Genomic DNA, 21,641 nt, shown 5'->3' on the forward strand with positions numbered 1-21,641 from the left:
TGTTTTTTCCAACATCACATACTATGTTGCGGGATGAGTTTATCCCACAAAACATACTGGGAGGTTGAGAATTATGCCAAATCAAGGCGGAAGTTCTTTCACGAACAAAGGCTTCAATGCAAGCACAGGAAATCAGTTCAAAGCGGAATTTGCACAAGACAATACGGTAGGTGTTGTTTCACAAAAGGTAAAGCAGTCTGAACAAAATAAAATTCAAGACAACTTCCAGACACCAAATGAGAAGTATGATGAAGAATTTGCAACAGATCAAGGCGGTACAGGTGCAGTAGCACAAAAAGTTCAAAACTCTAGTCGCAACAAAATTCAAAACAATGCTCAAACACCGAATGAAAAGTTCGACGAAAACTTTAACACGAAATAAAAAAGCATATACAATCGATAATGCTCCGGATTATATCCGGGGCATTTCGTTTTGAGTAAAAGTGGTTAGGTACAAATAGGTCTAAGGTTTTATCTCCTTTTTAATTGTTTTTAAGGTGGAATTAAGGTTTAAAGTGCAAAATAAAGTCAGTTAAACAACACCACCTTGAAGCATAGGGTTTGGGAGGAGATATACAATGGACGAATTTAAAAATAATAACTCCGGACGCCGGAACGACAACGATCAGGTTGATACCGATAACGTAACTCGGCAAAACGATTCGAATGGTTCCTCATATTATTATTCTTACGGCCCTTTTTCTTCAGTTCAATCGGACGGACAACGTAAGGAAGGGCAGTCGGTGGAAAAAGATGTTGAGATCACGCCACCGCAGGCAGTAAGACCCCTTCCTCCCTCATACCATCGTGCTATGCCTGAGCAACAGGATGGTTCGGGTCGAAATGGCGGCAACTGGCAATTCAAACCGAATAAGCCCAAGTCGCAGGTGAAAACAATTTTCTTATCTTTTTTGGCCGGGATGCTGGTCATTACAGTATTGATGTATACAGCTGACCGAACAAATATGTTCACACCCGAGACGGCGTTGACTTCGGCGGCAGCTGAAAGCGGAGAAACGACTAATTCAGGAACAACCAGCTCGACTCCAAGCGCAGTTCCGGCTGTGATGCCTTCAGGTACCGCTGATGTTCAATCTGTTGTGGCTAAGGCTGGACCGGCAGTCGTCAAAATCGAAACGCTTGCCAAACAAACCAGTGGCAGCAGCGGCAGACAAAGTAGCCCTTATTACAATGACCCGCTGTATCAATACTTTTTCGGTAATCAGTATGGTGACAGTGGCAGCAGCGGTAACAGTAATGAAAATGAAGGTAGCAACAGCGGACAGCTGACTCCGCTTGGTATTGGTTCCGGTTTTATTTTTGATAAATCGGGTTACGTCCTAACCAATAACCATGTTGTTGAAGGGGCGAGTGTGGTTCAGGTTACAGTAGAGGGAACTAATAAGCCTTACGAAGCCAAAGTCTTGGGCAAAAATGCTGATCTTGATTTGGCGGTACTTAAAATTGAAGGCAAAAATAACTTTCCGACAGTAACTTTGGGTGACTCCGATAACGCTAAAGTCGGCGAGTGGATGGTCGCAATTGGCAACCCTGAAGGCTTTGAGCATTCGGTAACAGCCGGGGTGCTAAGTGCGAAAGAACGTACGATCACCATTAATAGTGAATCAACTGGAAAACCGACGCAATACAAGCATCTCATTCAGACGGATGCGTCCATTAACCCTGGTAACTCTGGTGGACCGCTGTTAAATCTGCAAGGGCAAGTTATCGGTATGAACGTAGCTGTTAGTGCAGACGCACAGGGAATCGGGTTTGCGATTCCGTCCAATACGATTTTGGAAGTCGTCGATAAGCTGAAAAATAACCAGCCTATCCCTAAAGAACCTGTACCTTTCATTGGTGCAAGTCTGTTAAATTTGAGTCCTGAAGTAGCCAAAGAACTGGGAACAACCCTGACCGAAGGCTCGGTTGTGCGGGATATTATATACAAATCACCAGCTTATCAGGCTGATCTGCGTCCTTACGATGTGATTATCGGAGCCAATGGCACGCCTTATAGCACATCACAAGAGCTGATCCAGTTCATTCAAAAACAAAAAGTGGGTACAGCACTGACGCTTAACATCGAACGAGCTGGGCAGAAAAAAGATGTTCAACTGAAAATTGGCAACAAAAATGACTTTAGCTCGACGCTCCAGCAATAAGATGATAACTTTACAAAAATGAACATGTGCACGCAAGAAACGGAAGGAAGATCCCTTCCGTTTCTTGCTGTATGAAGTAGCAAGATGCTACGCGCGTGTACTCCTGCTACAATAGAGGGAAAAGAAGAGATAAAGGAGTTCGATCGTGTATGCGTTCTACTATTTTGATCATTGATGACGATGAAAAAATTGTTTCCATGCTACGCAGAGGGCTGGCATTTGAAGGCTATGAAGTGCTGACAGCCGCCAATGGAGCAGAGGGATTAAATAAAATGCTGACAGCTGAGCCTGATGTAGTCGTGCTGGATGTAATGATGCCGCAAGTCGATGGTTTTGAGGTATGCCGTCGCATGCGGGAGGGGGGGAGCACGGTACCTGTCCTAATGCTTACAGCCAAGGATGAGGTTGAGAATCGGGTTAAAGGCTTGGATCTAGGGGCCGATGATTATCTCGTCAAGCCGTTTGCTCTGGAGGAGTTGCTGGCACGAGTGCGAGCGCTTTTGCGGCGTAAAACCGAACAACAGGGCAATAACGGAAATAGACTTACCTTCGAGGATTTACAACTGGATAACGAATCCCGTGAAGTGGTTCGTGGCGGCAAACGCTTGGAACTGACGGCCAAAGAATTTGAACTGCTCCATTTGTTCATGCAAAACCCGAAGCGTGTTCTGTCGCGTGATCTGATTATGGACAAAATTTGGGGCTATGACTATAGCGGAGAATCGAATGTGCTCGAAGTATATATTGCCATGCTACGACAAAAAACGGAGCAGGATGGCGGTAAACGTCTCATTCGTACAATTCGGGGAGCTGGCTACATTTTAAGAGGTGATGTGTAATATGTCTATTCGGTGGCGGCTGACAGCTTGGTATTCGAGCATCTTGGCTATAGTGCTTGTCATTTTTGGTCTGGCTATTTACGGACTGGTTTATTATTACACATATAATGAAGTAAAAAGTCAGCTTACGACTCAGGCGCCACGGATTAACAAGCAGCTACTGCTTACAATTAAAGGGGGATTATTTGAAGTCCCCAATCTGGATTTGGGTTTAGTGCAAGAACGTGGAATTGATGATTCACAGCTATATGTACAAATTTACAATTATACATCAGGTGTTACCAAAACCACCCAAAACATGAAAGACCTCAATATCACCTTCCCTGTTCCATCTACAGCGACAGGAGCAGTTCAAAATGAGGGAATCCGGCGTGTGAACGTAAATGGGGATACCTTTATGATTTACCAACAGCCCATTAAGTCCGAGGAGTTGGGCTTGGTAGTCGGGTTGCTACAGGTAGGACAATTCACGGGCTCTCAGGATCGACTCATGAACAGGTTGCAAAATGTGCTTGTATATGGTTCGTTGTTTGCATTACTTGCTGCTGCGACTTCAGGTCTCTTTCTGGCCCGCAAGTCTATGAAGCCGCTGGTCAAGGTAATTGAGGGGGCAAATCAGATTCAATCCAGTAATGATTTGAGTGTTCGGATTGAATATGACGGACCACCAGATGAAATTGGACAATTAATCGGGACAGTTAACAACATGCTGGGGCGTACAGAGGTGTTTTACAAGGAGTTGGAAGATGCGTACGGTGCACAGCGCCGCTTTGTGGCTGATGCTTCCCATGAGCTTCGTACGCCGCTAACGACGATCCGTGGCAACGTTGATTTTTTGCTCAAAATGTGGACTACCGAACCAGGAGAGCGACCGAATATGGATGAAGAGATGATTCGTGAGCTTTCTATGGAGGCATTAAATGACATGGCAGATGAAGGCAAACGGATGAGTCGTTTGGTGAGTGATATGTTGTCACTTGCGAGAGCAGACACAGGGAAAACGTTCGATAAGACTCCCGTTGCGCTGGAACCGCTTGTAAGTGAGGTTGCCCGTCGTGCTCAGTTTTTAGAGCGAACGGCCGAATGGAATGTGGGAGATTTTTCGTTGCTGAATGGTATTTATATGGATGGCAGCAAGGACTATTTGCAGCAAATGCTATTCATTTTTATTGATAATGCATTCAAATATACACCTGAAGGCACAGTCCGATTTGATGCCATAGTTTATCAAGGACAGGTAGGGCTACGGATCAGTGATACGGGCATTGGAATGGACAAGAGTGAGGTTCCCTTTATTTTTGACCGCTTTTACCGGGCAGATGAGTCGCGCGGGGTGACAGAGGGAATTGGATTGGGGCTGTCTATTGCCAAGTGGATTATTGATGAACATCACGGGTCTGTGGAAGTGGTTACGCGTCAAGGAGAAGGAACGACATTTGTCATCTGGCTTCCGGTCAGCTTTTCCGCGCCTTTGGAATAGGCTATAATAGGAAGGCAACTACATCATAGAATTGGCCGGTAAAGGCTTGGATGCCCACAGCTACCGAGTTATCGGAGCTGTATACTGTGTCGAAGAAAGCGGGGGCTCATTTTGGAAGTACTCAGAATTTCGCCCCGGGGTTACTGCTACGGCGTAGTCGATGCCATGGTATTGGCTCGTCAGGCAGCCAGAAATCTGGACTTACCCCGGCCTATTTATATATTGGGCATGATCGTGCATAACAGTCATGTCACGAATTCCTTTGAAGACGAAGGGATTATTACACTGGACGGCCCGAACCGTATGGAGATTTTAAGCCAGGTAGAGAGCGGCACTGTTATCTTTACTGCTCATGGCGTATCACCAGAGGTACGCAAGTTGGCACGAGACAAGGGGCTGACTACGGTAGACGCGACTTGCCCTGACGTCACAAAAACGCATGATCTGATTCGGGAGAAGTCTGCCGAAGGCTACCAGATTGTTTATATTGGCAAAAAGAATCATCCAGAGCCGGAGGGAGCTATCGGTATTGCTCCTAACCATGTTCATCTGATTGAAAAGGAAGAAGAGATCGACAGTCTTACGTTGCCAGCTGGCAAAATCCTTATCACGAATCAGACGACCATGAGCCAATGGGACATCAAGCACATTATGAAGAAGCTGCTGGAGAAGTTCCCGGGTGCTGAGATACACAATGAAATCTGTTTGGCGACGCAGGTACGTCAGGAAGCGGTAGCTGAGCAAGCTGGACAGGCGGATCTGGTGATCGTTGTCGGTGATCCACGCAGTAACAATTCAAACCGATTGGCTCAGGTGTCGGAGGAAATTGCTGGTACAACAGCTTATCGTATTTCTGATGTAACCGAGCTGAAGAGAGAGTGGCTTGAGGGCGTAGCCAAAGTGGCTGTGACTTCTGGGGCTTCAACGCCGACACTGATTACCAAAGAGGTTATTACGTATTTGGAGCAGTATGATGCGGCTAACCCGGATACGTGGGAGATTCAGCGAACCATAGATATGAAAAAACTGCTGCCTCCTGTACGAGAGAAGTCAAAAACGATGAAATAGTATGCAATTGATTACAGCCGTTATTCGGATACAACCATCCGGATAGCGGCTTTTCAATCGTTTAAATTTATAGATATTATCCGGTAGCTTCACTAAGTTTGAATATTGAATAATTCGGGATAATTAAACCTTGACGAGTATAGCTAAAACAGGTATAGTTGCTTTAACGAATAAAAGCTTAAAAGCGAACAAGCGTTTAAGTGTCATAATATCAATCTATTACTGGTTAATAAAATATGTTTCATAGAGAGGAAGAAAAAAATGATCGTTATCGCTGGTGTTCAAACACCTGAAGAGCATATTCAAGCTATTGTTGAAGTTATTGAGAAAGAAGGATTGCAGGCTCATGTATCAAGGGGATCGGATCGCACGATCATCGGATTGATCGGTAGCGTAGAGCCCAAGCTGGCTGAACATCTGCGTCAAATGAAAGGCGTAGAAAATGTGGTTAAAATATCGAAGTCCTACAAATTGGCCAGCCGTGATTTTCATCCGGAAAATACGGTGATCTCCATTAAAGGTGTAAATATCGGTGGGGGCGAACTTGTCATTATGGGTGGACCATGTGCCGTTGAGTCTGCTGCACAGATAGATGAAATTGCGGGATTGGTCAAAGCAGCAGGTGCGCAAGTTCTCCGTGGAGGTGCCTTTAAGCCGCGTACAGGGCCTTACAGCTTCCAGGGAACTGGTGTAGAAGGACTGATCATGATGGCTGAAGCCGGCCAAAAGCACGACCTCTTGACCATCACAGAGGTCATGACACCTGAATACGTAGACATTTGTGCGGAATATGCCGATATCCTGCAAGTAGGTACACGTAATATGCAAAACTTTGATCTGCTGCGCAAGTTGGGAACTTGCGGCAAGCCAGTGTTGCTCAAACGCGGTTTTAGCTCGACTTATGACGAGTTTTTGAATGCTGCCGAGTACATCCTGGCAGGTGGCAATCCGAATGTTATGCTGTGTGAGCGCGGTATCCGCACATTTGAAACCTACACCAGAAATACACTCGATTTGTCCGCGATCCCTGTGTTGCAACAATTGAGCCATTTGCCAGTTATTTCTGATCCTAGCCATGGCACGGGTAGACGTGAATTGGTTGTTCCTATGACGAAGGCTTCGGTTGCTGCCGGAGCGGACGGACTAATTATTGAAATGCATACAGATCCCGACAACTCGATGACGGGTGATGGTGTGCAATCCCTGTTCCCGGATCAATTTTCAGATTTACTAAAAGATTTGGAAATATTGGCTCCTGCTGTGGGGAAAACATTTCACACGCCTAGTACCATTGCCTAAAACCAATGTTTAACATTAATGCATAAAAGTTTTGCTGCAACGCAGTAATGAGATTTAAATTGCCTAAAAGCCCGATGTTTCGGGCTTTTTGTGCTATCCAAATGTTATCAAGGGCGTAAGCATATCTAACATTAGTTTAAAAAATACCTTACATAGCTATTGACCCGTGTCATGTTTGAGATTTATAATGACGACAGAAAAAAACATTCGATCATGAACATTTCAGGGTTGTATAAGACTTAATGTTCGGAAAAATTGGGAGGAAGAAGACATGTCCGTTGAAAACGTATTGAAAACAATTCAGGAAAATAATATTGAGTGGGTAGATTTTCGTTTTGTAGATTTGTCTGGTCGTGCTCACCATATTTCATTGCCAGCTTCCGAAGTAGATGCAGAAACATTTGTTAACGGTGTTGCTTTCGACGGTTCTTCCATTCCCGGCTATCGTGGCATCGAGGAATCCGACATGGTTATGCTGCCCGATGCAGAAGCGGTTTTTATTGACCCTTTCACTCAGCATCCTACACTGAATATTCTGTGTGACATTGCTACGCCAGATGGCGAAAAATACGACCGCGATCCTCGCGGCATTGCAAAAAAAGCTGAGGAATTTCTGCAATCCGCAGGAGTCGGCACAGCAGCATTTTTTGCACCTGAGTCCGAGTTTTTCATCTTTGATGATGTACGCTACGAAAGCGGCATGAATAGCTCCTCCTTCTTCGTAGATTCCGAGGAAGCAGCTTGGAACACGAACCGTAAGGAAGAAGGCGGCAACCTGGGCTTTAAAGTGGGAGTGAAGGGCGGATATGTACCTGTAGCGCCAGTAGACACCCAACAAGATATCCGTAGTGAAATGTGCCGTTTGCTTGAAGAAGCAGGTCTGAGAATTGAGCGCCATCACCATGAGGTAGCTACGGCAGGCCAAGCGGAAATCAACTTCCGTTTTGACACACTCAAGAAAACAGCAGATAACCTGCTCGTTTATAAATACATTGTACACAACACAGCTCGTCAATATGGTAAAGTGGCAACATTCATGCCGAAACCGATTTTTGGGGATAACGGAAGCGGTATGCACGTTCACCAATCTATTTTCGATGGGGACACTCCTTTGTTCTACGAAAAAGGTGGTTATGCTAATCTGAGCGAAATGGCTCTTCATTACATTGGCGGTATTCTGTACCACGCACCTGCGTTGATCGCTTTGACCAACCCAAGCACCAACTCGTTCAAACGTCTCGTTCCTGGCTACGAAGCACCAGTTAACCTGGTATTTTCCAAAGGTAACCGTTCTGCGGCTGTACGTATTCCAGTAGCAGCTGTTACTCCTAAAGGCTGTCGGATCGAGTTCCGTACACCGGACTCCACGGCTAACCCTTACCTTGCCTTCTCAGCAATGCTGATGGCGGGTCTGGATGGCATCAAGCGCAAACTGAACCCAATCGAATTGGGATATGGTCCACTTGACAGCAACATCTACGAGCTGTCTGATGCTGAAAAAGGTAAAATCCGTAGCGTACCTGGTTCATTGGATGAGGCTCTGGACGCTCTGGAAGCTGACTACGAATTCTTGACTGAAGGCGGCGTATTTACGAAGGACTTTATTGATAACTATGTAGAGCTCAAACGTTCTGAAGCTAAATCGGTGAACATCCGTGTTCATCCACACGAATACAGCCTGTATTTTGACTGCTAATAAGTCGATAGCATAGCTGCTTTGAATAAAAAACATTAGCTTACGGGTAACACTTGTTATTCAAAATAGGTCTCCGGTCTTATGCCGGGGACCTTTTAATATTAAAGTGAAAATCACAGAATAAAGATGTTAAATATGTTAACATTCACAACTTTGTCACATCATAAATGAAATTGAAAACATTTTTATACAAGTCTTGAACGCATTTATGAATACTGCTATCATAGCGATAATATCCACACCAGAGTAGAGAAGGGATGGGAATTTGTTGAGTAAGAGAGCCTACAATTTTAATGCAGGACCAGCGGCATTGCCGCTCAAAGTACTGGAACGTGTACAAGCTGAATTCGTAGATTTCCAGGGAACAGGGATGTCGATCATGGAAATGTCACACCGTGGAGCTGTGTATGAATCTGTTCATAATGAGGCGCAGGAACGTCTGTTATCTCTGCTGGGCAATCCACAGGGCTACAAGGTGTTATTCCTACAAGGGGGCGCAAGTACGCAGTTTGCAATGCTACCTTTAAATTTCTTGCGCGAAGGACAGACTGGGAGCTATGTAATGACAGGTAGCTGGTCGGACAAGGCATATAAAGAAGCCAAGCTACTGGGCAAGGCTCATATTGCTGCATCCTCCGCTGATGAGAAGTACATGCGTCTTCCGAATGTGGATTCCTTGGACTTGCCTGAGAATACTGCTTATGTGCATATGACGTCCAACGAAACGATTGAAGGTACACAATTTAAGCAATTTCCGGATACGGGTTCCGTACCATTGATTGTGGACATGTCCAGTGATATTTTTTGCAAGCCTTTTGATGTTACTCAATTTGGATTGATTTATGCTGGCGCACAAAAAAATCTGGGACCTTCTGGTGTGACGGTCGTGATTGCCCGTGAAGAGTTGCTGACTTCCTCACCGGACAATATTCCTACCATGTTGCGTTATAGCACATATGAAAAAAATAACTCTCTCTACAATACCCCCCCATCTTTTGCCATATACATGGTGAATGAAGTGCTGAAATGGATTCAGGAAGAAGGCGGTTTGGAAGGTATTGAGCGTGTGAACCAGCAGAAGGCTGCTTTGCTATACGACCGTATTGACAGTAGCGAAGGCTTCTATCGTGGTTGTGTGGACAGCGCTGATCGCTCTATTATGAATGTAACCTTCCGCCTTGCGAATGGGGATCTGGAAAAACAATTTATTAAGGAATCCGAACAGGCCGGGTTCATCGGACTGAAGGGACATCGCAGCGTAGGAGGGCTTCGCGCCTCGATCTACAATGCTGTTCCATTGGAGAACTGTCAAGCATTAGCCGAGTTTATGGACGGATTCAAGCAACGTAACAGTTGATTACGTCGACATATATTTCGATACACGATATTTGAAATCGAAAAAGTAAATGTAGAGCCTTCCCTGAATGTGTATAGGGGAAGGCTTTTAGTGGTGTGGGTTGAAATTTTTGTCGTTTGATGTTCATATCTGTCTGATTTTGTTAAAATAGAAGAATGTGTATGTTTTCAATGTATACACTTTGGTTAAACTGTAGGTTATTTGTCTGATGAATTTAATGATGAAGGGAACGAAACGAGATGCCATTACATATTGTGCTTGTCGAGCCGGAAATCCCGGCCAACACAGGTAATATTGCCAGAACGTGTGCTGCAACCGGAACTCATCTGCATTTGGTGAAGCCACTCGGCTTCCGTACCGACGATGCCACGTTAAAACGCGCCGGACTTGATTATTGGTACGCTGTCCACATTGAATATCACGAGTCTTTTGCTGAAGTGCAGGAGAAATATCAGGAAGGTCGCTTTTTTTATGCGACGACCAAAGCAAATCAGCGGTATAGTGATATTGCATTTCAGGATGGAGATTTTTTGGTATTTGGTAAGGAAACGAAAGGCTTGCCTCCTGAATTGTTAGCTGCTAATCCAGATACATGTATCAAGATGCCTATGTCTGATAAAGTAAGATCTCTAAACTTGTCGAATTCCGCTGCAATTATCGTATATGAAGCGCTGAGACAAATGGATTTTCTGGATTTATCATAAAGAGCATCAGGTGAACAAGTATAAATGCGAATAAAGAACCAGGACCTTAGTTGCTAATAAAAGTTTCACTTTTATTGCTCAAAAGTATATGACAGTGGAGCTTAAATCAAGCTTGTATGGTCAAAAATTTGCGAAATTTCTCAACTAGGGCTAATAATAATTGGCTTTCCGGTCGATAAAAATATTATAGACATTCTGTACCATACTTTGATATGGTTCATGATTTTATGAAAAAATGTAATAAAATTTCCTGTGATCAGCAGGATTCGACAAAAAGACAGCGAATACTACATAAAGAATAGTGTCTTTGTACCTAGTTTTTCGCATGGTAAGAAATTGTAAGTTATTACTCAATAGGAGAGGTGTACGATCACGATGAAACCTGCCGGTGTGGTACGTAAAGTTGATCAGCTGGGGAGAATAGTTTTGCCTAAGTCACTGCGTAAAAGATATCAAATGAATGAGGGAGATCCTGTCGAAATTTTGGTTCAGGGTGACCACATTATTTTGGAGCGTTACCGTCCAAAATGTGTATTCTGCGGGTCAGTAGAACAAGTGAACGATTTCAAAGACCGTTATATTTGTGCTCAATGCCTGACAGAAATGACACAGTATTCCTCCTAAATGAGGCAAAAGCATCACGACATTCGTTCGTGATGCTTTTTTTCGGATAGAGACGTACGTCGGCAAGCATATTTAATTTGGTAGCAGACTACACATAACTATTTATAGAACAAAAAATGAGTAGGGACTGGACGCAAATTACCATCTGACGGTTTGTTTACGACTCGACCGTTAAGTATAAGCGACGAGGAACCGCCTCCGTCCAAATTATAGGCATCTTGAACACCTAGATTGTACATTTTTCCTTGCAGTTCTTCGAGCGTCGCGCCCGAACCCCCGCTTTCATTGTAGCCGTCTACGACAATAATGAGCAACTGATCATCTTTATAGTTGCCAATGACCGTACGTGGGGCCCGCTTGGGGGAGACTTTCCATTTGTCAGGAATAGGCATTTTTTGTCCCCTTTGCAGCAGGACGGGAACGAAGGTAGCCCCAAAGGTAGGCTTTAAGCTGTCAAGTGCACCTTGACTGTAAAATTTGCCACCGATAAGCTTGCCATCGTTACTCAATCCGACGAAGGATAAATCCTTAAAACTGGACTGAAAGCCAGTAAGGTAGTGGCCATTCAAGACAGTAGTGCTTAATGGATAGCGTTTGCCGTCTCCATCCGCAAAGCCGCCTGCATTGATGCCTGCAATAGCTCCGTGTCTCAAGACTGCACGCATGGTGGTTTCGGAGCCACCCAATTTGTCACTTCCCAAAGACATTTTCATAGCAGTAGGATCTTTAAGTTTGACCTTCATAGCGTAGCCATGATAAATTCCCGGGTTTACCTTAAACAATTCAATGGTAATCCGGTTGCTATCTACCCGCTCATAGGGAACTCCCAGTTTGGCGGTGATGCGTCGATCATAGATGACCGCGGGCCGCTTGGACTGCGTAGAGGCAGTCACGACAAGCTGATTCATCGTTTGGGTCGTTTGCTTGTAGAGCTCAGAAGTCCGGCGAATTGTAGATAAGGTGTACGTTGCCGTTTGCTTGGCTTCATCAAGCTGCTTGCCTACTGATTGCGTTTGTAGAGTGACTTCAGCTTTTTGCAGACTTGAAGAAGTAGACCCAGGAAAGCTCAATGAGGGATGCACTAACAAAATACACCCTAACAAACCGATAAAAGGAGCAAGGGCCAACATAAAGAACCGATTCACTTGTTTTGCGTCTACATTCATTTTAGCAAGTCCATTTTTTTCTGAAGTGTATTGAGCTGCTGCTTGACTTCGTTTAATTGGGTGTACAGTTTATTACTGTTATCGGTCTTATTGTTTGCATTATCCTTCGTGAAGGTCAGTAGTTCATTGAAGGACTGGACTTTGCCTTGCAATCCGCTAACTTCCTTGGAAAGAGCAGTCAGTTGCTTTTCATAGTCAGATTTGAGTGCTTGAATCTGTTGGTCTGTATGGGTTTGCATCTCGTTTAGCATTTGCTGCTTCAAGTGATTGCTATACAGATAGGTTGCGAGAGCACCTAGTATAATAAGAATGAACCAAAATAGCAGAAAAGCCTTTATGGGTAACCCCTTTCTTGAATTGCTCCGCCGAGCTTCGGCAGAAGGACGTTCAGGTGAAGCTTGCATACGATTTTCAACTCCCGTGTAAAGTCAAATTTCCAGTCTTTATTTGCAGTTCCAATTCTATCATGGGCCTATTTATTTCGCAAAAGCGAAATAGTCGTATAAAAATATTGGAAAAAGAGATTGCATCGGAAGGAAGTCCTAGGATACAATTTCCTTAAACGTTTTTCGCTTCCTATACGTTCACATTCGCGCAATTTCTACATATGCAATCACCAATTTTAGGATTATTTTCGCTATTAACTATGTATTTTTTTGTAAAATCAGGAGGTTTAGATATGAGAAAAGTATGGCAGGTGGTCATCATAGATATCCATCCTACAAGTATGCTGGGAACAAAGCTTATTTTGGAAGACCAGCAGGATTTGCTTGTCAGAGGGATGTCTTCCTCCGGAACGGAAGGCTTGGAGCTGGCTTGCTCCATTCGACCAGAAATCGTTTTAATGGACTACAGGTTGCCTGAGGGAACGGCGGAACCATTTTTGACACAAATGCGGGCCTTGTCTCCGGACAGCCATATTGTTATTATGACGGATGAGGATAATATTACTTTGTTTCAGCAGCTAATTTCGCTCGGAGCAAATGGAATGTTATCCAAACAGGCATCACCGAGCCAGTTAATCCATCTGATCAACGGTTTACGCGAAGGATTTGCTTCCTTGCCGATGGATTGGATTCGGTATGGAAACTGGCCCTTTATGCCGTTAATGGCATCCGAGCCTTTTGACGAATTGACACAAACCGAAGTGTTTATTATGGAACGTATTGTACAAGGAATTACATATGACAAAATTGCTATCGAGATCGAAGTTAGCCGGCGCTCCATTGATAATTATCTACGTAAAATTTATGCAAAATTAGGCGTGTCCAGCCGGGCGCAGGCGATTGAACGTTATGCCTTATATGCGCGTCAGAGGAAGCAGCTATATGCCTGATGCGTCAGCCCGGAGATCATGACCTATTTTTCAGGAGAAGGAGGATGTTCATGCAATATTCCTTTGCTTCACGAACGGCTGCGATGTTGGCTTCTCCAGTGCGTCATATCCGGGAAAATGCGAGAAGACACTCCTTTATATCTCTGGCTGAAGAATTGCCTGCACAAGAGCTGTTTCCGGTGAAGTTGCTGGAAGAAGCGGCCCATGATGTGTTTGGCTCCGGCCCTGATGCCCTCCAGTATGGTGAACCGGAGGGCTATTTTCCTTTGCGAGCATGGCTTGCGGGTGAGTGGGAACAGCGTAAAGGAGTAAGAGTACCACCAGGTCAAATCCTTCTCACGACAGGTAGTCAGCAGGCCATTGACCTGATCATAAGGCTGATGGTGGATGAGCGTGATCCGGTATTGGTCGAAAATCCTACATCTCCTGGATGTTTACAAGTACTATCTATGCAGGGTGCACAGATCGTTCCTGTAGAATCAGATGGGGAAGGTGTCATTCCTGATAAGCTTGAAGCTTTAATGATCCGTTATCGACCCAAGCTTTTTTTTGCCACGCCAACGTTTACGAACCCCACGGGCTCCTTGTGGAGCGCGGCAAGGCGGCAGGAAATTTTGGACCTGTGTAGGCATCATGAGGTACTGGTAGTTGAGGACGATTCTTATGGTGAATTGCATTTGAAGCAAAAAAATGAGTCCCATGACAAGAGTCCGCATGGTCAGAGTCGAAAATTCGCAGAGACTTACCCCTCACTATTTGCGCTGGATCATGCGGGTCAGGGCGGTCAAGTGCTCTATATCGGTTCGTTCAATAAAACCGTTGCTCCTGCGCTGAGAACGGGTTGGGCTGCTGGTCCTGCGCCGCTGATTGAAGGAATGTACGCCTTGAAGCAGTTGGCTGATATGCAATCCAGTACGATGAACCAACGGCTGCTATTCCAATTGTTGACCAGCTCGCGTTTTCAATGGCACGAGCACTTAGCGATGCTGAACAAGGAATATTCGACTCGACTTCAATTAATCTTGGAGTTGCTCAAGCGTCCGTTTTGGAAAGACGTGACGTATCATATTCCGTCCGGTGGCATGTATGTATGGGTGCAGTTGCCCGATGGGCTGGACAGCGCATTGCTGCTAAAGGCGGCGTTACCCAAAGGCGTAGCCTTTATGCCAGGTGCGCTATGTGCGGTTGGTAGTGAAGGCGCGTCCCATATTCGCCTCAATTTTAGCCATCCGGGCCGTGAGCAATTGCTTATGGGCATGAATCTGATCGGTGAGACGATTAGTGAATTTACTGCACGGAGCTAGCAAAAACCATCGCCCCATGTCAGTCATCCTCCGTTTCCGCAGCAACGGTGGAGTAAGTGATTGGCGCTTCCGCAATCTGGCGCTGTCCACTATCCTCGTCAAGCTCTGCGTCCATTCCAGCGGCCGTTTTAATGCCATGTTCTTGCAGTACTGCCGCATACTCATTTAGGGCAGCTTCGCCAAACGGAGTCAGTCGATAGCGGCCGCGGGATACGCGCTCAAACCAGCCGTAGTAGTTATGCTGAAGCACGGCAGCAGCTGTGCTGACGGCTGCTATGCGAGCGAGCTGCGCCGGAGCGGCTTCCCCCAAGCTCTGCAAGGCTGCCGCTACGCGCAGCGCTTTTTCCCGATAGGCAGTGACCAGCTTGCGTCGGGTGCTGCCGCCAGTATTGTGGTCACCGCTGCGTGCGTGAAATTCCCGCAGTAGCTTTTCCTTGCGCGAGCCCGGGCGTACCGCTGCTGCATTGCGGGCATTGTCGCTAGGTAGCGCAGGGTTACACAGTACCTCAACGAGCGGCGGCTTCGTTTTGAAATGGGTGACGGTAAGCAAGCCAAGTCCTAACTGGCGGCACAGTCCCACCAGTTCGTTCCAGCGCTGATTCACGGCCCCTTTTTTGGCACGATTCCGTTCTACAGCCACATATACATTGCTGCTTAGTTTCAAACGCTGCATGCCTTGCAGCACAAGCGCCAGGTTAAACGTCTTTTTGATCTCTACAATCAGTGGTGTCTGTTGCCCTGGCTTGATACCCACCAAATCGCAGTTGCGCACCTCTCCTTTGACTTCATATCCCAAGCTCTCAAAAAAGGCTTTCACCGGAGCGTACAGCTCCGTCTCATGCCGAACCGCCATGACTTCTCCCGCTCCTTTATCCCATTATTCCGAGCTTATATTGTACCATAATGCGTCAGGTCCGCGTCGTTGTTGTATATTTTAGCACAGTGTATCCCTTGGTTTTTTCGATAAAGCAGAGAGACCTGTCATAAAAAATAGGTCAATTCTGAAATCAATCTGCATAGGTATGTATTACACTTTTTTTTAGGGGATTGCATCATATCCTGAAAGGCGTGACGAGTGTAGCCATAATCATCCGGAGTGGAGGATAGTCATTACGCAGTCATGGGAGGAACCGAGCATGAATATTTTTGAACGCGTTGCGGAGTACCGGGCGGAAAACAACCGTCTGGCCTGGAGCGGCACTTTTAGAGAGTATATTGAGATACTCAAGAAAGACCCGACGCCGGCGATGACAGCTCATGCACGGGTTTACAAGATGATTGAATCTTTTGGTGTAGAAGAGGTTGGGGGACATAAGCGATATAAATTTTTTGAGCAGGAGATCTTCGGACTGGATCGAGCGCTGGAAAAGTTGGTGGAGGAATATTTCCATTCCTCAGCCAGGCGACTCGATGTGCGCAAGCGTATCCTTCTTTTGATGGGACCCGTCAGTGGGGGGAAATCGACACTGGTCACGTTGCTAAAGCGTGGCCTGGAGAAATTTTCGAGAACGGATCAGGGAGCCGTATACGCGATTGAAGGCTGCCCGATGCATGAGGACCCGCTTCATCTGATTCCCCATGAGCTGCGTCCCGATTTTGAAAAGGAGCTGGGTGTACGGATTGAAGGTAATCTCTGCCCATCCTGCCAGATGAGATTGCGCACAGAATTTGATGGCGATATTGAAAAGGTCCGCGTGGAGCGGGTGTTTATATCGGAAGAAAACCGGATTGGTATTGGTACGTTCAGCCCTTCTGATCCGAAGTCACAGGATATTGCTGATTTGACGGGCAGCATCGACTTTTCCACGATTACGGAGTATGGTTCGGAATCCGACCCGCGTGCGTATCGGTTTGACGGAGAGTTGAACAAAGCAAATCGTGGACTGATGGAGTTTCAGGAAATGCTGAAATGCGATGAGAAGTTTTTGTGGAATTTGCTTTCTCTGACCCAAGAGGGGAATTTCAAGGCCGGGCGGTTTGCGCTCATCAGTGCAGATGAGATGATCGTGGCTCACACCAATGAATCCGAGTATAAAAGTTTCATTGCAAACAAAAAGAACGAGGCGTTGCAATCAAGGATGATTGTAATGCCGATTCCTTATAACCTGAAGGTGTCTGAAGAAGAAAAGATTTACGCCAAGCTCATTAAACAAAGTGATATGAGACATATCCACATTGCACCTCATGCGCTGCGTACGGCTGCCATTTTCTCCGTGCTTACCCGCTTGAAGGAGACGAAGAAACAAGGGATGGATCTGGTCAAAAAGATGCGCATGTATGACGGTGAAGAGGTCGAAGGATACAAGGAAGCCGATCTGAAAGAAATGCAAAGTGAGTTTCTGGAGGAAGGTATGTCCGGGGTAGACCCGCGGTACGTCATTAATCGTATTTCTAGTGCATTGATTAAGCAAAATGTGGAATCCATCAATGCCCTGGACATTTTACGAGCAATTAAGGATGGTCTGGATCAACATGCCTCCATCACAAAGGAAGAACGGGAGCGCTATCTGAATTTCATTTCCGTGGCTCGTAAGGAATATGACGAATTGGCGAAAAAAGAAGTGCAGAAGGCCTTTGTGTACTCTTTCGAGGAATCAGCCAAGACGCTGTTTGACAACTATTTGGATAACATCGAAGCTTTTTGCAATTGGGCGAAAATTCGCGATCCGCTCACAGATGAGGAACTCGACCCGGATGAGCGGCTCATGCGCTCTATTGAGGAGCAAATCGGGGTATCGGAAAATGCGAAAAAAGCGTTCCGTGAAGAAATATTAATCCGTATTTCCGCGTATTCTCGCAAGGGACGGAAGTTTGAGTATCATCATCATGATCGGCTGCGAGAAGCCATTGAGAAGAAGCTGTTCGCCGATTTGAAGGATATTGTGAAGATTACGACTTCAACCAAAACGCCTGACGCTAATCAGCTCAAACGGATGAATGAGGTGATTAAGCGACTGATTGAGGAGCATGGCTACACAGGAGCCAGCGCCAACGATCTGTTAAGGTATGTAGGTAGCCTCCTGAATCGGTAAGACGAATAATAAACCAGTACAGTATGGTGAAACTATGGATTGATCTGGATGGTGCCACACAGTTGTGAGGTTCCGATAAACGTGTTTTAGAGGGAATTCGGCAAGCACAGGGGGGTTCAGGTGCCTGTCGAATTCTTTTTTTAGTATCATTAGGCAGCGGAGAGTGCCTGCAATATTGCTTCTTCGCAGGAACATACAGAGGAATTGGCTTCGTTCACGAAGCTGATAAAACATGGTGAAGGAATTGGAAATGCTACAGCACTCCTCGGAAATGTTAAAGGTGTAAGATGTGGCTTGAAGACTATCCTTACGTTGGAAGCTTTACTATTGCAATGATTCAGTCATAGACTTTTTCCATTCCATATGAGCCGCAAGTACTCTTTTCCATAACTCGTCCCGTTCCTGGCGACTGTAGTTAACGAGCGGCTCGCCAAATACATCTGCCAACACTTCCAGCCACTGCGATTTCTGATCCAGCTCTATTTTTTCCAAACCGTTTAGCCCGCGCTTTTTCCAAATACATCCTCTGAGTTCATTCGCCTCTAATGCTTGCCTTTGCCGAATCAGAAATAGGTTAAACCATGGAGATTCCGCTGAGCGGCTATAGAAATGATGTTTCGGCATGAATTCTTCCAAATCCTGAACAACCGCAGGAGCAAAATCAACGCCAACAAATGAAGCAAGCGAGTCATGCTCTAACCGCCAACCTTTTGTAACAACTCCGGATTCCATGACTTTATAATGAAGAGGAGCCTGTTCATAAGTTCCCATACGGAGTGGAAGAGGCTCATATGGCATATCGCCCAGCCCGACATCAACAATCCATACTTCATCTTCATGTTGCTCATTTAGCAAGTTCACTGTTAGTCCAAGATGAAATGAATTAATGCGTGGTTCAGCTCCCAGAGGTTGTACCCCGGCACGATGCAGAGAAACTTTGTACCCTAGTGAATATAGTAGTGCACTAAAGGCACCATTCAGATGAAAACAATAACCACTTCTCCCATGTAGAATGAGTTGAATGGATTCTTGAAAACCAATGGCTGCCGGCTTCCTTGCATAAATGTCCAATGTTTGCCATGAAAGATGTTTTACATGAGCCTTATGCAGCTCAACTAAATAGGGAAGGGTAGGAGGTTGAATTTCGGGAATTCCGATTCTGTTTAAATAAGCTTTTATTTCTTCTTTTGTCATGGTGTACATGTACAGTCACCTCTATTGTTGTTAGTTTCCCAGATTCTCTTCTCGAAACCATTGAGCATTGAGTCTTAGCATCATTGTAGAAGGGGGAAGTGCTGTTTACAATGCTATAAATTTTTGATTGTACCGGTACAGTTAGCAAGTCGATTGGCTTTAGCGGCATGCGCTTTTCCTGTAGTTGGTTGTCAGAACACAAAAAAACAGACCGTTTCATCGGGGGTCTGTTTTTTTGTTTAGTTCCAAGCTGACAGATTATAGTAGTGATCTAAGTTCACGTCGGTATTTGTTCAAATGCACGAACGACGGAATGACTCGCTTGGCAGAACGGAAGCCCCCTATTCTGATATTGCGGACCACATGATAGGGAGAGATCAATAGTGCGTGAAGCAGATGCAAATCATGGGTGCTTAATGGACGATATCGTTGGTAGTAATCTATCGCACGCAGCATCTTTGTCCCATTCCAAAGACAATTCCGATGAAGAAGATGGGAGAGATCTTTCATCCTTACATGTAGGGAGCAATTTTCAAAGTCGATCATATGGATTTTGAGCTGTTTGTCTTTAATCAGATTGGGATAATTATAGTCGCCGTGTATAAGTGCTGCGGCTTTTTGCTCCTGAGCAATTGCTTCTCTAACTTTGGGCTGCTGTAGGCGATGGGACACTTCTTCACAAAGAGCTACGAGATGTGCTGTGCCTCTGTATGGGATGAGGCGTTTTTTGTATCCAGCTATTTCATCGCTCAAGCCTTCATAACGGATTCTGGAGGGCGGAGCTTCAGTGACAGGAAAACCCACGGCACTGGAATGGAATTTGGCTAAAGTAGCAATTCCTTTTTTGAAGTCTATTCTTTTTGTGAATTCTGGTCTGAGTCCATGAACCCAATTGGTTAATGTATACGAAACGCCTTCATAGGTCATGTAAGCCGTTTGTTGTACTGTTGGATAGACCTTTTGGCTACGTGTAAACCCGCGCTCATCCAAATAGGACAAGACACGTGTAATAAAACGGATCTCTTCTTCCGGGAATTTATATGGTTTTAAGCAATAAGTCGTATTAGCGGTCTCAATCTTGTGAATGTCCTTCATTTGACGGCTACGCTGAATTTTGATTCCGTACATCTGCTCAACGTTCGATAAAATCGACATTTTGCTCCTCACTTTCTTTTATACATGAGCCCACTCCTGCAAAATATGGATGATTTGTAATCGAAGAGGCCACGACTGATCCCAATTGTCCAGGATTTCGCGATCTCTTGAACGATTCGGGTGTCGGGAAGCATGCCAGGCTTCTCGTGGTAGTTTATATAAAGCTGTAACAATCTTCCGTTCAGTACGGCTTAGCGGTTTGCGTTTTTGGTATCCTTTCAGCAAGGATTGCACAAATTCAGGGTTGAATTGAGTCGTATTCATAAGGGCCTTTGCCAAATCAGCATAGACTGAGCCGATCTTAACCCGATCCCAATCAATGATTTTGAGATGACCGTCATCCGAAATAATGACATTCGGGGTAGTGATATCACTGTGTATCAAGGAGGGATGCCGATGTTCCATCCGAAGCAGCCTTATAATGGATGCATCCTGCAAATCCTTCCATGCTCGTCTGGATAAACGTTTGCAGTCTTCACCGTGAGCATTGTACCAGTTGCGGTACGTTTTATCATGGCGACTGGTTTTTGTCATTTTTCTTTGAAAAAGACGATCCTGGTTTTTCCATATCTTCAATTGTTGAATGGTCGGAGGGGACTTTCCTTTATCCATCCGATGCAAGCCGGTGGAGGTGGCGTGAAGTGTGGCAAGTGCTCGCCCCAGTTTTTCGAAATCTTCAGCGGTCTCCAGTCCCCGTCCTTTTATCCACTGACTTACATAAAATGGCGTTCCTTGATATAGAGTCCATAACTTGCCGGAATGAGTGGGGAGCCATGCGGGCATGTAGGTATACTTTCTCTTTTTCAAAAGCCTGATATGGCTCGCAGCTCGTTCCATCTGTTGAATCGTATTTGAGCGGACCATCTTTGTACGACTAAAGGGCTTTAATGCATAAGTTCCTTTTTTCGTTTTTACCTGGATGACTGCATTTTTTCGGTACAATGATGAGACTAAGCTTGATTTTAACGGGATCAGGCCGAAACGACGGGTGATTTTGCGAATCTGTGCTTTTGTATAGGATTTCGCCATAAGAACCTCACTTGACTTTGGATTGAAGAAAAGGGTAATCCTCTGTTAGTTATCAGTCTATTCATGAAGAAATAATAGGTGCAGTTTTATGGAGCCATCTTCGTTTTTTTCCTGTGTCACATGGGTCAAAAAAAACGGAGCAGCGAAAGTTCGCTGCTCCGTTTTAATTAGCCCTACATTTAGTTATCCTAAT

The 21,641-nt window shown here is 45.3% G+C and carries 19 protein-coding genes; 13 read left to right on the top strand and 6 right to left on the bottom strand.

Features of this window, described 5'->3' with window-relative positions:
* Positions 1 to 73 precede the first annotated feature (73 nt).
* The 10 genes from MLD56_RS07760 (at position 74) to MLD56_RS07805 (ending at position 11,232) form a co-directional block, all read left to right on the top strand.
* Positions 74 to 382 carry a hypothetical protein gene (locus MLD56_RS07760; protein WP_029516507.1) on the top strand — a complete coding sequence of 103 codons (309 nt, stop codon included), beginning with the start codon at positions 74 to 76 and terminating at the stop codon, positions 380 to 382.
* Between the two features lie 196 nt (positions 383 to 578).
* Positions 579 to 2,165, top strand: coding sequence for a S1C family serine protease (locus MLD56_RS07765; RefSeq protein ID WP_029516508.1), 1,587 nt, complete (start codon positions 579 to 581; stop codon positions 2,163 to 2,165).
* Between the two features lie 149 nt (positions 2,166 to 2,314).
* Positions 2,315 to 3,004 carry a response regulator transcription factor gene (locus tag MLD56_RS07770; RefSeq protein ID WP_029516509.1) on the top strand — a complete coding sequence of 230 codons (690 nt, stop codon included), beginning with the start codon at positions 2,315 to 2,317 and terminating at the stop codon, positions 3,002 to 3,004.
* A gap of 1 nt (position 3,005) precedes the next feature.
* Complete coding sequence (locus MLD56_RS07775) at positions 3,006 to 4,484, top strand: sensor histidine kinase (RefSeq protein WP_029516510.1); 1,479 nt, start codon at positions 3,006 to 3,008, stop codon at positions 4,482 to 4,484.
* A 111-nt stretch (positions 4,485 to 4,595) separates the two neighbouring features.
* Positions 4,596 to 5,552: a 4-hydroxy-3-methylbut-2-enyl diphosphate reductase gene (locus MLD56_RS07780; protein ID WP_029516511.1), complete on the top strand. Its 957-nt coding sequence runs from the start codon at positions 4,596 to 4,598 to the stop codon at positions 5,550 to 5,552.
* A 261-nt stretch (positions 5,553 to 5,813) separates the two neighbouring features.
* Complete coding sequence (aroF, locus tag MLD56_RS07785; RefSeq protein ID WP_023987802.1) at positions 5,814 to 6,851, top strand: 3-deoxy-7-phosphoheptulonate synthase; 1,038 nt, start codon at positions 5,814 to 5,816, stop codon at positions 6,849 to 6,851.
* Between the two features lie 271 nt (positions 6,852 to 7,122).
* On the top strand, positions 7,123 to 8,547 hold the full coding sequence (gene glnA / locus MLD56_RS07790; protein WP_029516512.1) for a type I glutamate--ammonia ligase: 1,425 nt from the start codon (positions 7,123 to 7,125) through the stop codon (positions 8,545 to 8,547).
* A gap of 265 nt (positions 8,548 to 8,812) precedes the next feature.
* Entirely contained in the window at positions 8,813 to 9,904 is a 1,092-nt protein-coding gene (gene serC, locus MLD56_RS07795; RefSeq protein ID WP_029516513.1) for a 3-phosphoserine/phosphohydroxythreonine transaminase, read from the top strand.
* 239 nt (positions 9,905 to 10,143) lie between these two features.
* The gene (gene trmL / locus MLD56_RS07800) at positions 10,144 to 10,608 is read left to right on the top strand and encodes a tRNA (uridine(34)/cytosine(34)/5-carboxymethylaminomethyluridine(34)-2'-O)-methyltransferase TrmL (protein WP_029516514.1); all 465 of its coding nucleotides are present in this window, start codon (positions 10,144 to 10,146) and stop codon (positions 10,606 to 10,608) included.
* Between the two features lie 375 nt (positions 10,609 to 10,983).
* Positions 10,984 to 11,232 carry an AbrB/MazE/SpoVT family DNA-binding domain-containing protein gene (locus MLD56_RS07805; protein ID WP_013309439.1) on the top strand — a complete coding sequence of 83 codons (249 nt, stop codon included), beginning with the start codon at positions 10,984 to 10,986 and terminating at the stop codon, positions 11,230 to 11,232.
* A 98-nt stretch (positions 11,233 to 11,330) separates the two neighbouring features.
* Here MLD56_RS07805 and MLD56_RS07810 read toward each other — a convergent pair whose 3' ends face one another.
* Positions 11,331 to 12,398, bottom strand: coding sequence for a phosphodiester glycosidase family protein (locus MLD56_RS07810; protein WP_029516515.1), 1,068 nt, complete (start codon positions 12,396 to 12,398; stop codon positions 11,331 to 11,333).
* Entirely contained in the window at positions 12,395 to 12,802 is a 408-nt protein-coding gene (locus MLD56_RS07815; RefSeq protein ID WP_029516516.1) for a hypothetical protein, read from the bottom strand. The genes MLD56_RS07810 and MLD56_RS07815 overlap by 4 nt, the downstream gene beginning before the upstream one ends.
* A gap of 275 nt (positions 12,803 to 13,077) precedes the next feature.
* Between MLD56_RS07815 and MLD56_RS07820 the strand changes: the two genes are divergently transcribed.
* A complete protein-coding gene (locus MLD56_RS07820; RefSeq protein WP_029516517.1) occupies positions 13,078 to 13,734 on the top strand; it encodes a response regulator transcription factor in 657 nt (218 codons plus the stop codon).
* A 50-nt stretch (positions 13,735 to 13,784) separates the two neighbouring features.
* The gene (locus MLD56_RS07825) at positions 13,785 to 15,038 is read left to right on the top strand and encodes an aminotransferase-like domain-containing protein (protein WP_029516518.1); all 1,254 of its coding nucleotides are present in this window, start codon (positions 13,785 to 13,787) and stop codon (positions 15,036 to 15,038) included.
* A 19-nt stretch (positions 15,039 to 15,057) separates the two neighbouring features.
* On the opposite strand, the gene MLD56_RS07830 is transcribed toward MLD56_RS07825, so the two are convergent.
* Entirely contained in the window at positions 15,058 to 15,891 is an 834-nt protein-coding gene (locus tag MLD56_RS07830) for a DUF2161 domain-containing phosphodiesterase (protein WP_039269792.1), read from the bottom strand.
* A 283-nt stretch (positions 15,892 to 16,174) separates the two neighbouring features.
* Here MLD56_RS07830 and MLD56_RS07835 point away from each other — a divergent pair, with 283 nt between their 5' ends.
* On the top strand, positions 16,175 to 18,070 hold the full coding sequence (locus tag MLD56_RS07835; RefSeq protein WP_029516521.1) for a PrkA family serine protein kinase: 1,896 nt from the start codon (positions 16,175 to 16,177) through the stop codon (positions 18,068 to 18,070).
* A 324-nt stretch (positions 18,071 to 18,394) separates the two neighbouring features.
* On the opposite strand, the gene MLD56_RS07840 is transcribed toward MLD56_RS07835, so the two are convergent.
* The 3 genes from MLD56_RS07840 to MLD56_RS07850 all read right to left on the bottom strand — a co-directional run bounded on the left by MLD56_RS07840 (position 18,395) and on the right by MLD56_RS07850 (position 21,448).
* Positions 18,395 to 19,273 (bottom strand): arylamine N-acetyltransferase family protein, encoded by an 879-nt coding sequence (locus MLD56_RS07840; RefSeq protein ID WP_029516522.1) that lies wholly within the window; start codon positions 19,271 to 19,273, stop codon positions 18,395 to 18,397.
* Between the two features lie 249 nt (positions 19,274 to 19,522).
* Positions 19,523 to 20,419: an aminoglycoside phosphotransferase family protein gene (locus tag MLD56_RS07845; protein ID WP_029516523.1), complete on the bottom strand. Its 897-nt coding sequence runs from the start codon at positions 20,417 to 20,419 to the stop codon at positions 19,523 to 19,525.
* Between the two features lie 18 nt (positions 20,420 to 20,437).
* Positions 20,438 to 21,448 (bottom strand): aminoglycoside phosphotransferase family protein, encoded by a 1,011-nt coding sequence (locus MLD56_RS07850; protein WP_029516524.1) that lies wholly within the window; start codon positions 21,446 to 21,448, stop codon positions 20,438 to 20,440.
* Between the last annotated feature and the right edge of the window lie 193 nt (positions 21,449 to 21,641).

Origin of the sequence: Paenibacillus peoriae, assembly GCF_022531965.1 — a bacterium.
GTDB lineage: Bacteria > Bacillota > Bacilli > Paenibacillales > Paenibacillaceae > Paenibacillus > Paenibacillus polymyxa_D.

Coding starts and splice junctions, on each gene's coding strand:
- MLD56_RS07810 (WP_029516515.1), bottom strand. CDS start 12,398: ATGAATGTAGACGCAAAACAAGTGAATCGGTTCTTTATGTTGGCCCTT.
- MLD56_RS07830 (WP_039269792.1), bottom strand. CDS start 15,891: ATGGCGGTTCGGCATGAGACGGAGCTGTACGCTCCGGTGAAAGCCTTT.
- MLD56_RS07770 (WP_029516509.1), top strand. CDS start 2,315: ATGCGTTCTACTATTTTGATCATTGATGACGATGAAAAAATTGTTTCC.
- aroF (WP_023987802.1), top strand. CDS start 5,814: ATGATCGTTATCGCTGGTGTTCAAACACCTGAAGAGCATATTCAAGCT.
- MLD56_RS07820 (WP_029516517.1), top strand. CDS start 13,078: ATGAGAAAAGTATGGCAGGTGGTCATCATAGATATCCATCCTACAAGT.
- MLD56_RS07835 (WP_029516521.1), top strand. CDS start 16,175: ATGAATATTTTTGAACGCGTTGCGGAGTACCGGGCGGAAAACAACCGT.
- MLD56_RS07760 (WP_029516507.1), top strand. CDS start 74: ATGCCAAATCAAGGCGGAAGTTCTTTCACGAACAAAGGCTTCAATGCA.
- trmL (WP_029516514.1), top strand. CDS start 10,144: ATGCCATTACATATTGTGCTTGTCGAGCCGGAAATCCCGGCCAACACA.
- MLD56_RS07765 (WP_029516508.1), top strand. CDS start 579: ATGGACGAATTTAAAAATAATAACTCCGGACGCCGGAACGACAACGAT.
- MLD56_RS07775 (WP_029516510.1), top strand. CDS start 3,006: ATGTCTATTCGGTGGCGGCTGACAGCTTGGTATTCGAGCATCTTGGCT.
- MLD56_RS07805 (WP_013309439.1), top strand. CDS start 10,984: ATGAAACCTGCCGGTGTGGTACGTAAAGTTGATCAGCTGGGGAGAATA.
- glnA (WP_029516512.1), top strand. CDS start 7,123: ATGTCCGTTGAAAACGTATTGAAAACAATTCAGGAAAATAATATTGAG.
- MLD56_RS07815 (WP_029516516.1), bottom strand. CDS start 12,802: ATGCAAGCTTCACCTGAACGTCCTTCTGCCGAAGCTCGGCGGAGCAAT.
- MLD56_RS07850 (WP_029516524.1), bottom strand. CDS start 21,448: ATGGCGAAATCCTATACAAAAGCACAGATTCGCAAAATCACCCGTCGT.
- MLD56_RS07845 (WP_029516523.1), bottom strand. CDS start 20,419: ATGTCGATTTTATCGAACGTTGAGCAGATGTACGGAATCAAAATTCAG.
- MLD56_RS07840 (WP_029516522.1), bottom strand. CDS start 19,273: ATGTACACCATGACAAAAGAAGAAATAAAAGCTTATTTAAACAGAATC.
- MLD56_RS07825 (WP_029516518.1), top strand. CDS start 13,785: ATGCAATATTCCTTTGCTTCACGAACGGCTGCGATGTTGGCTTCTCCA.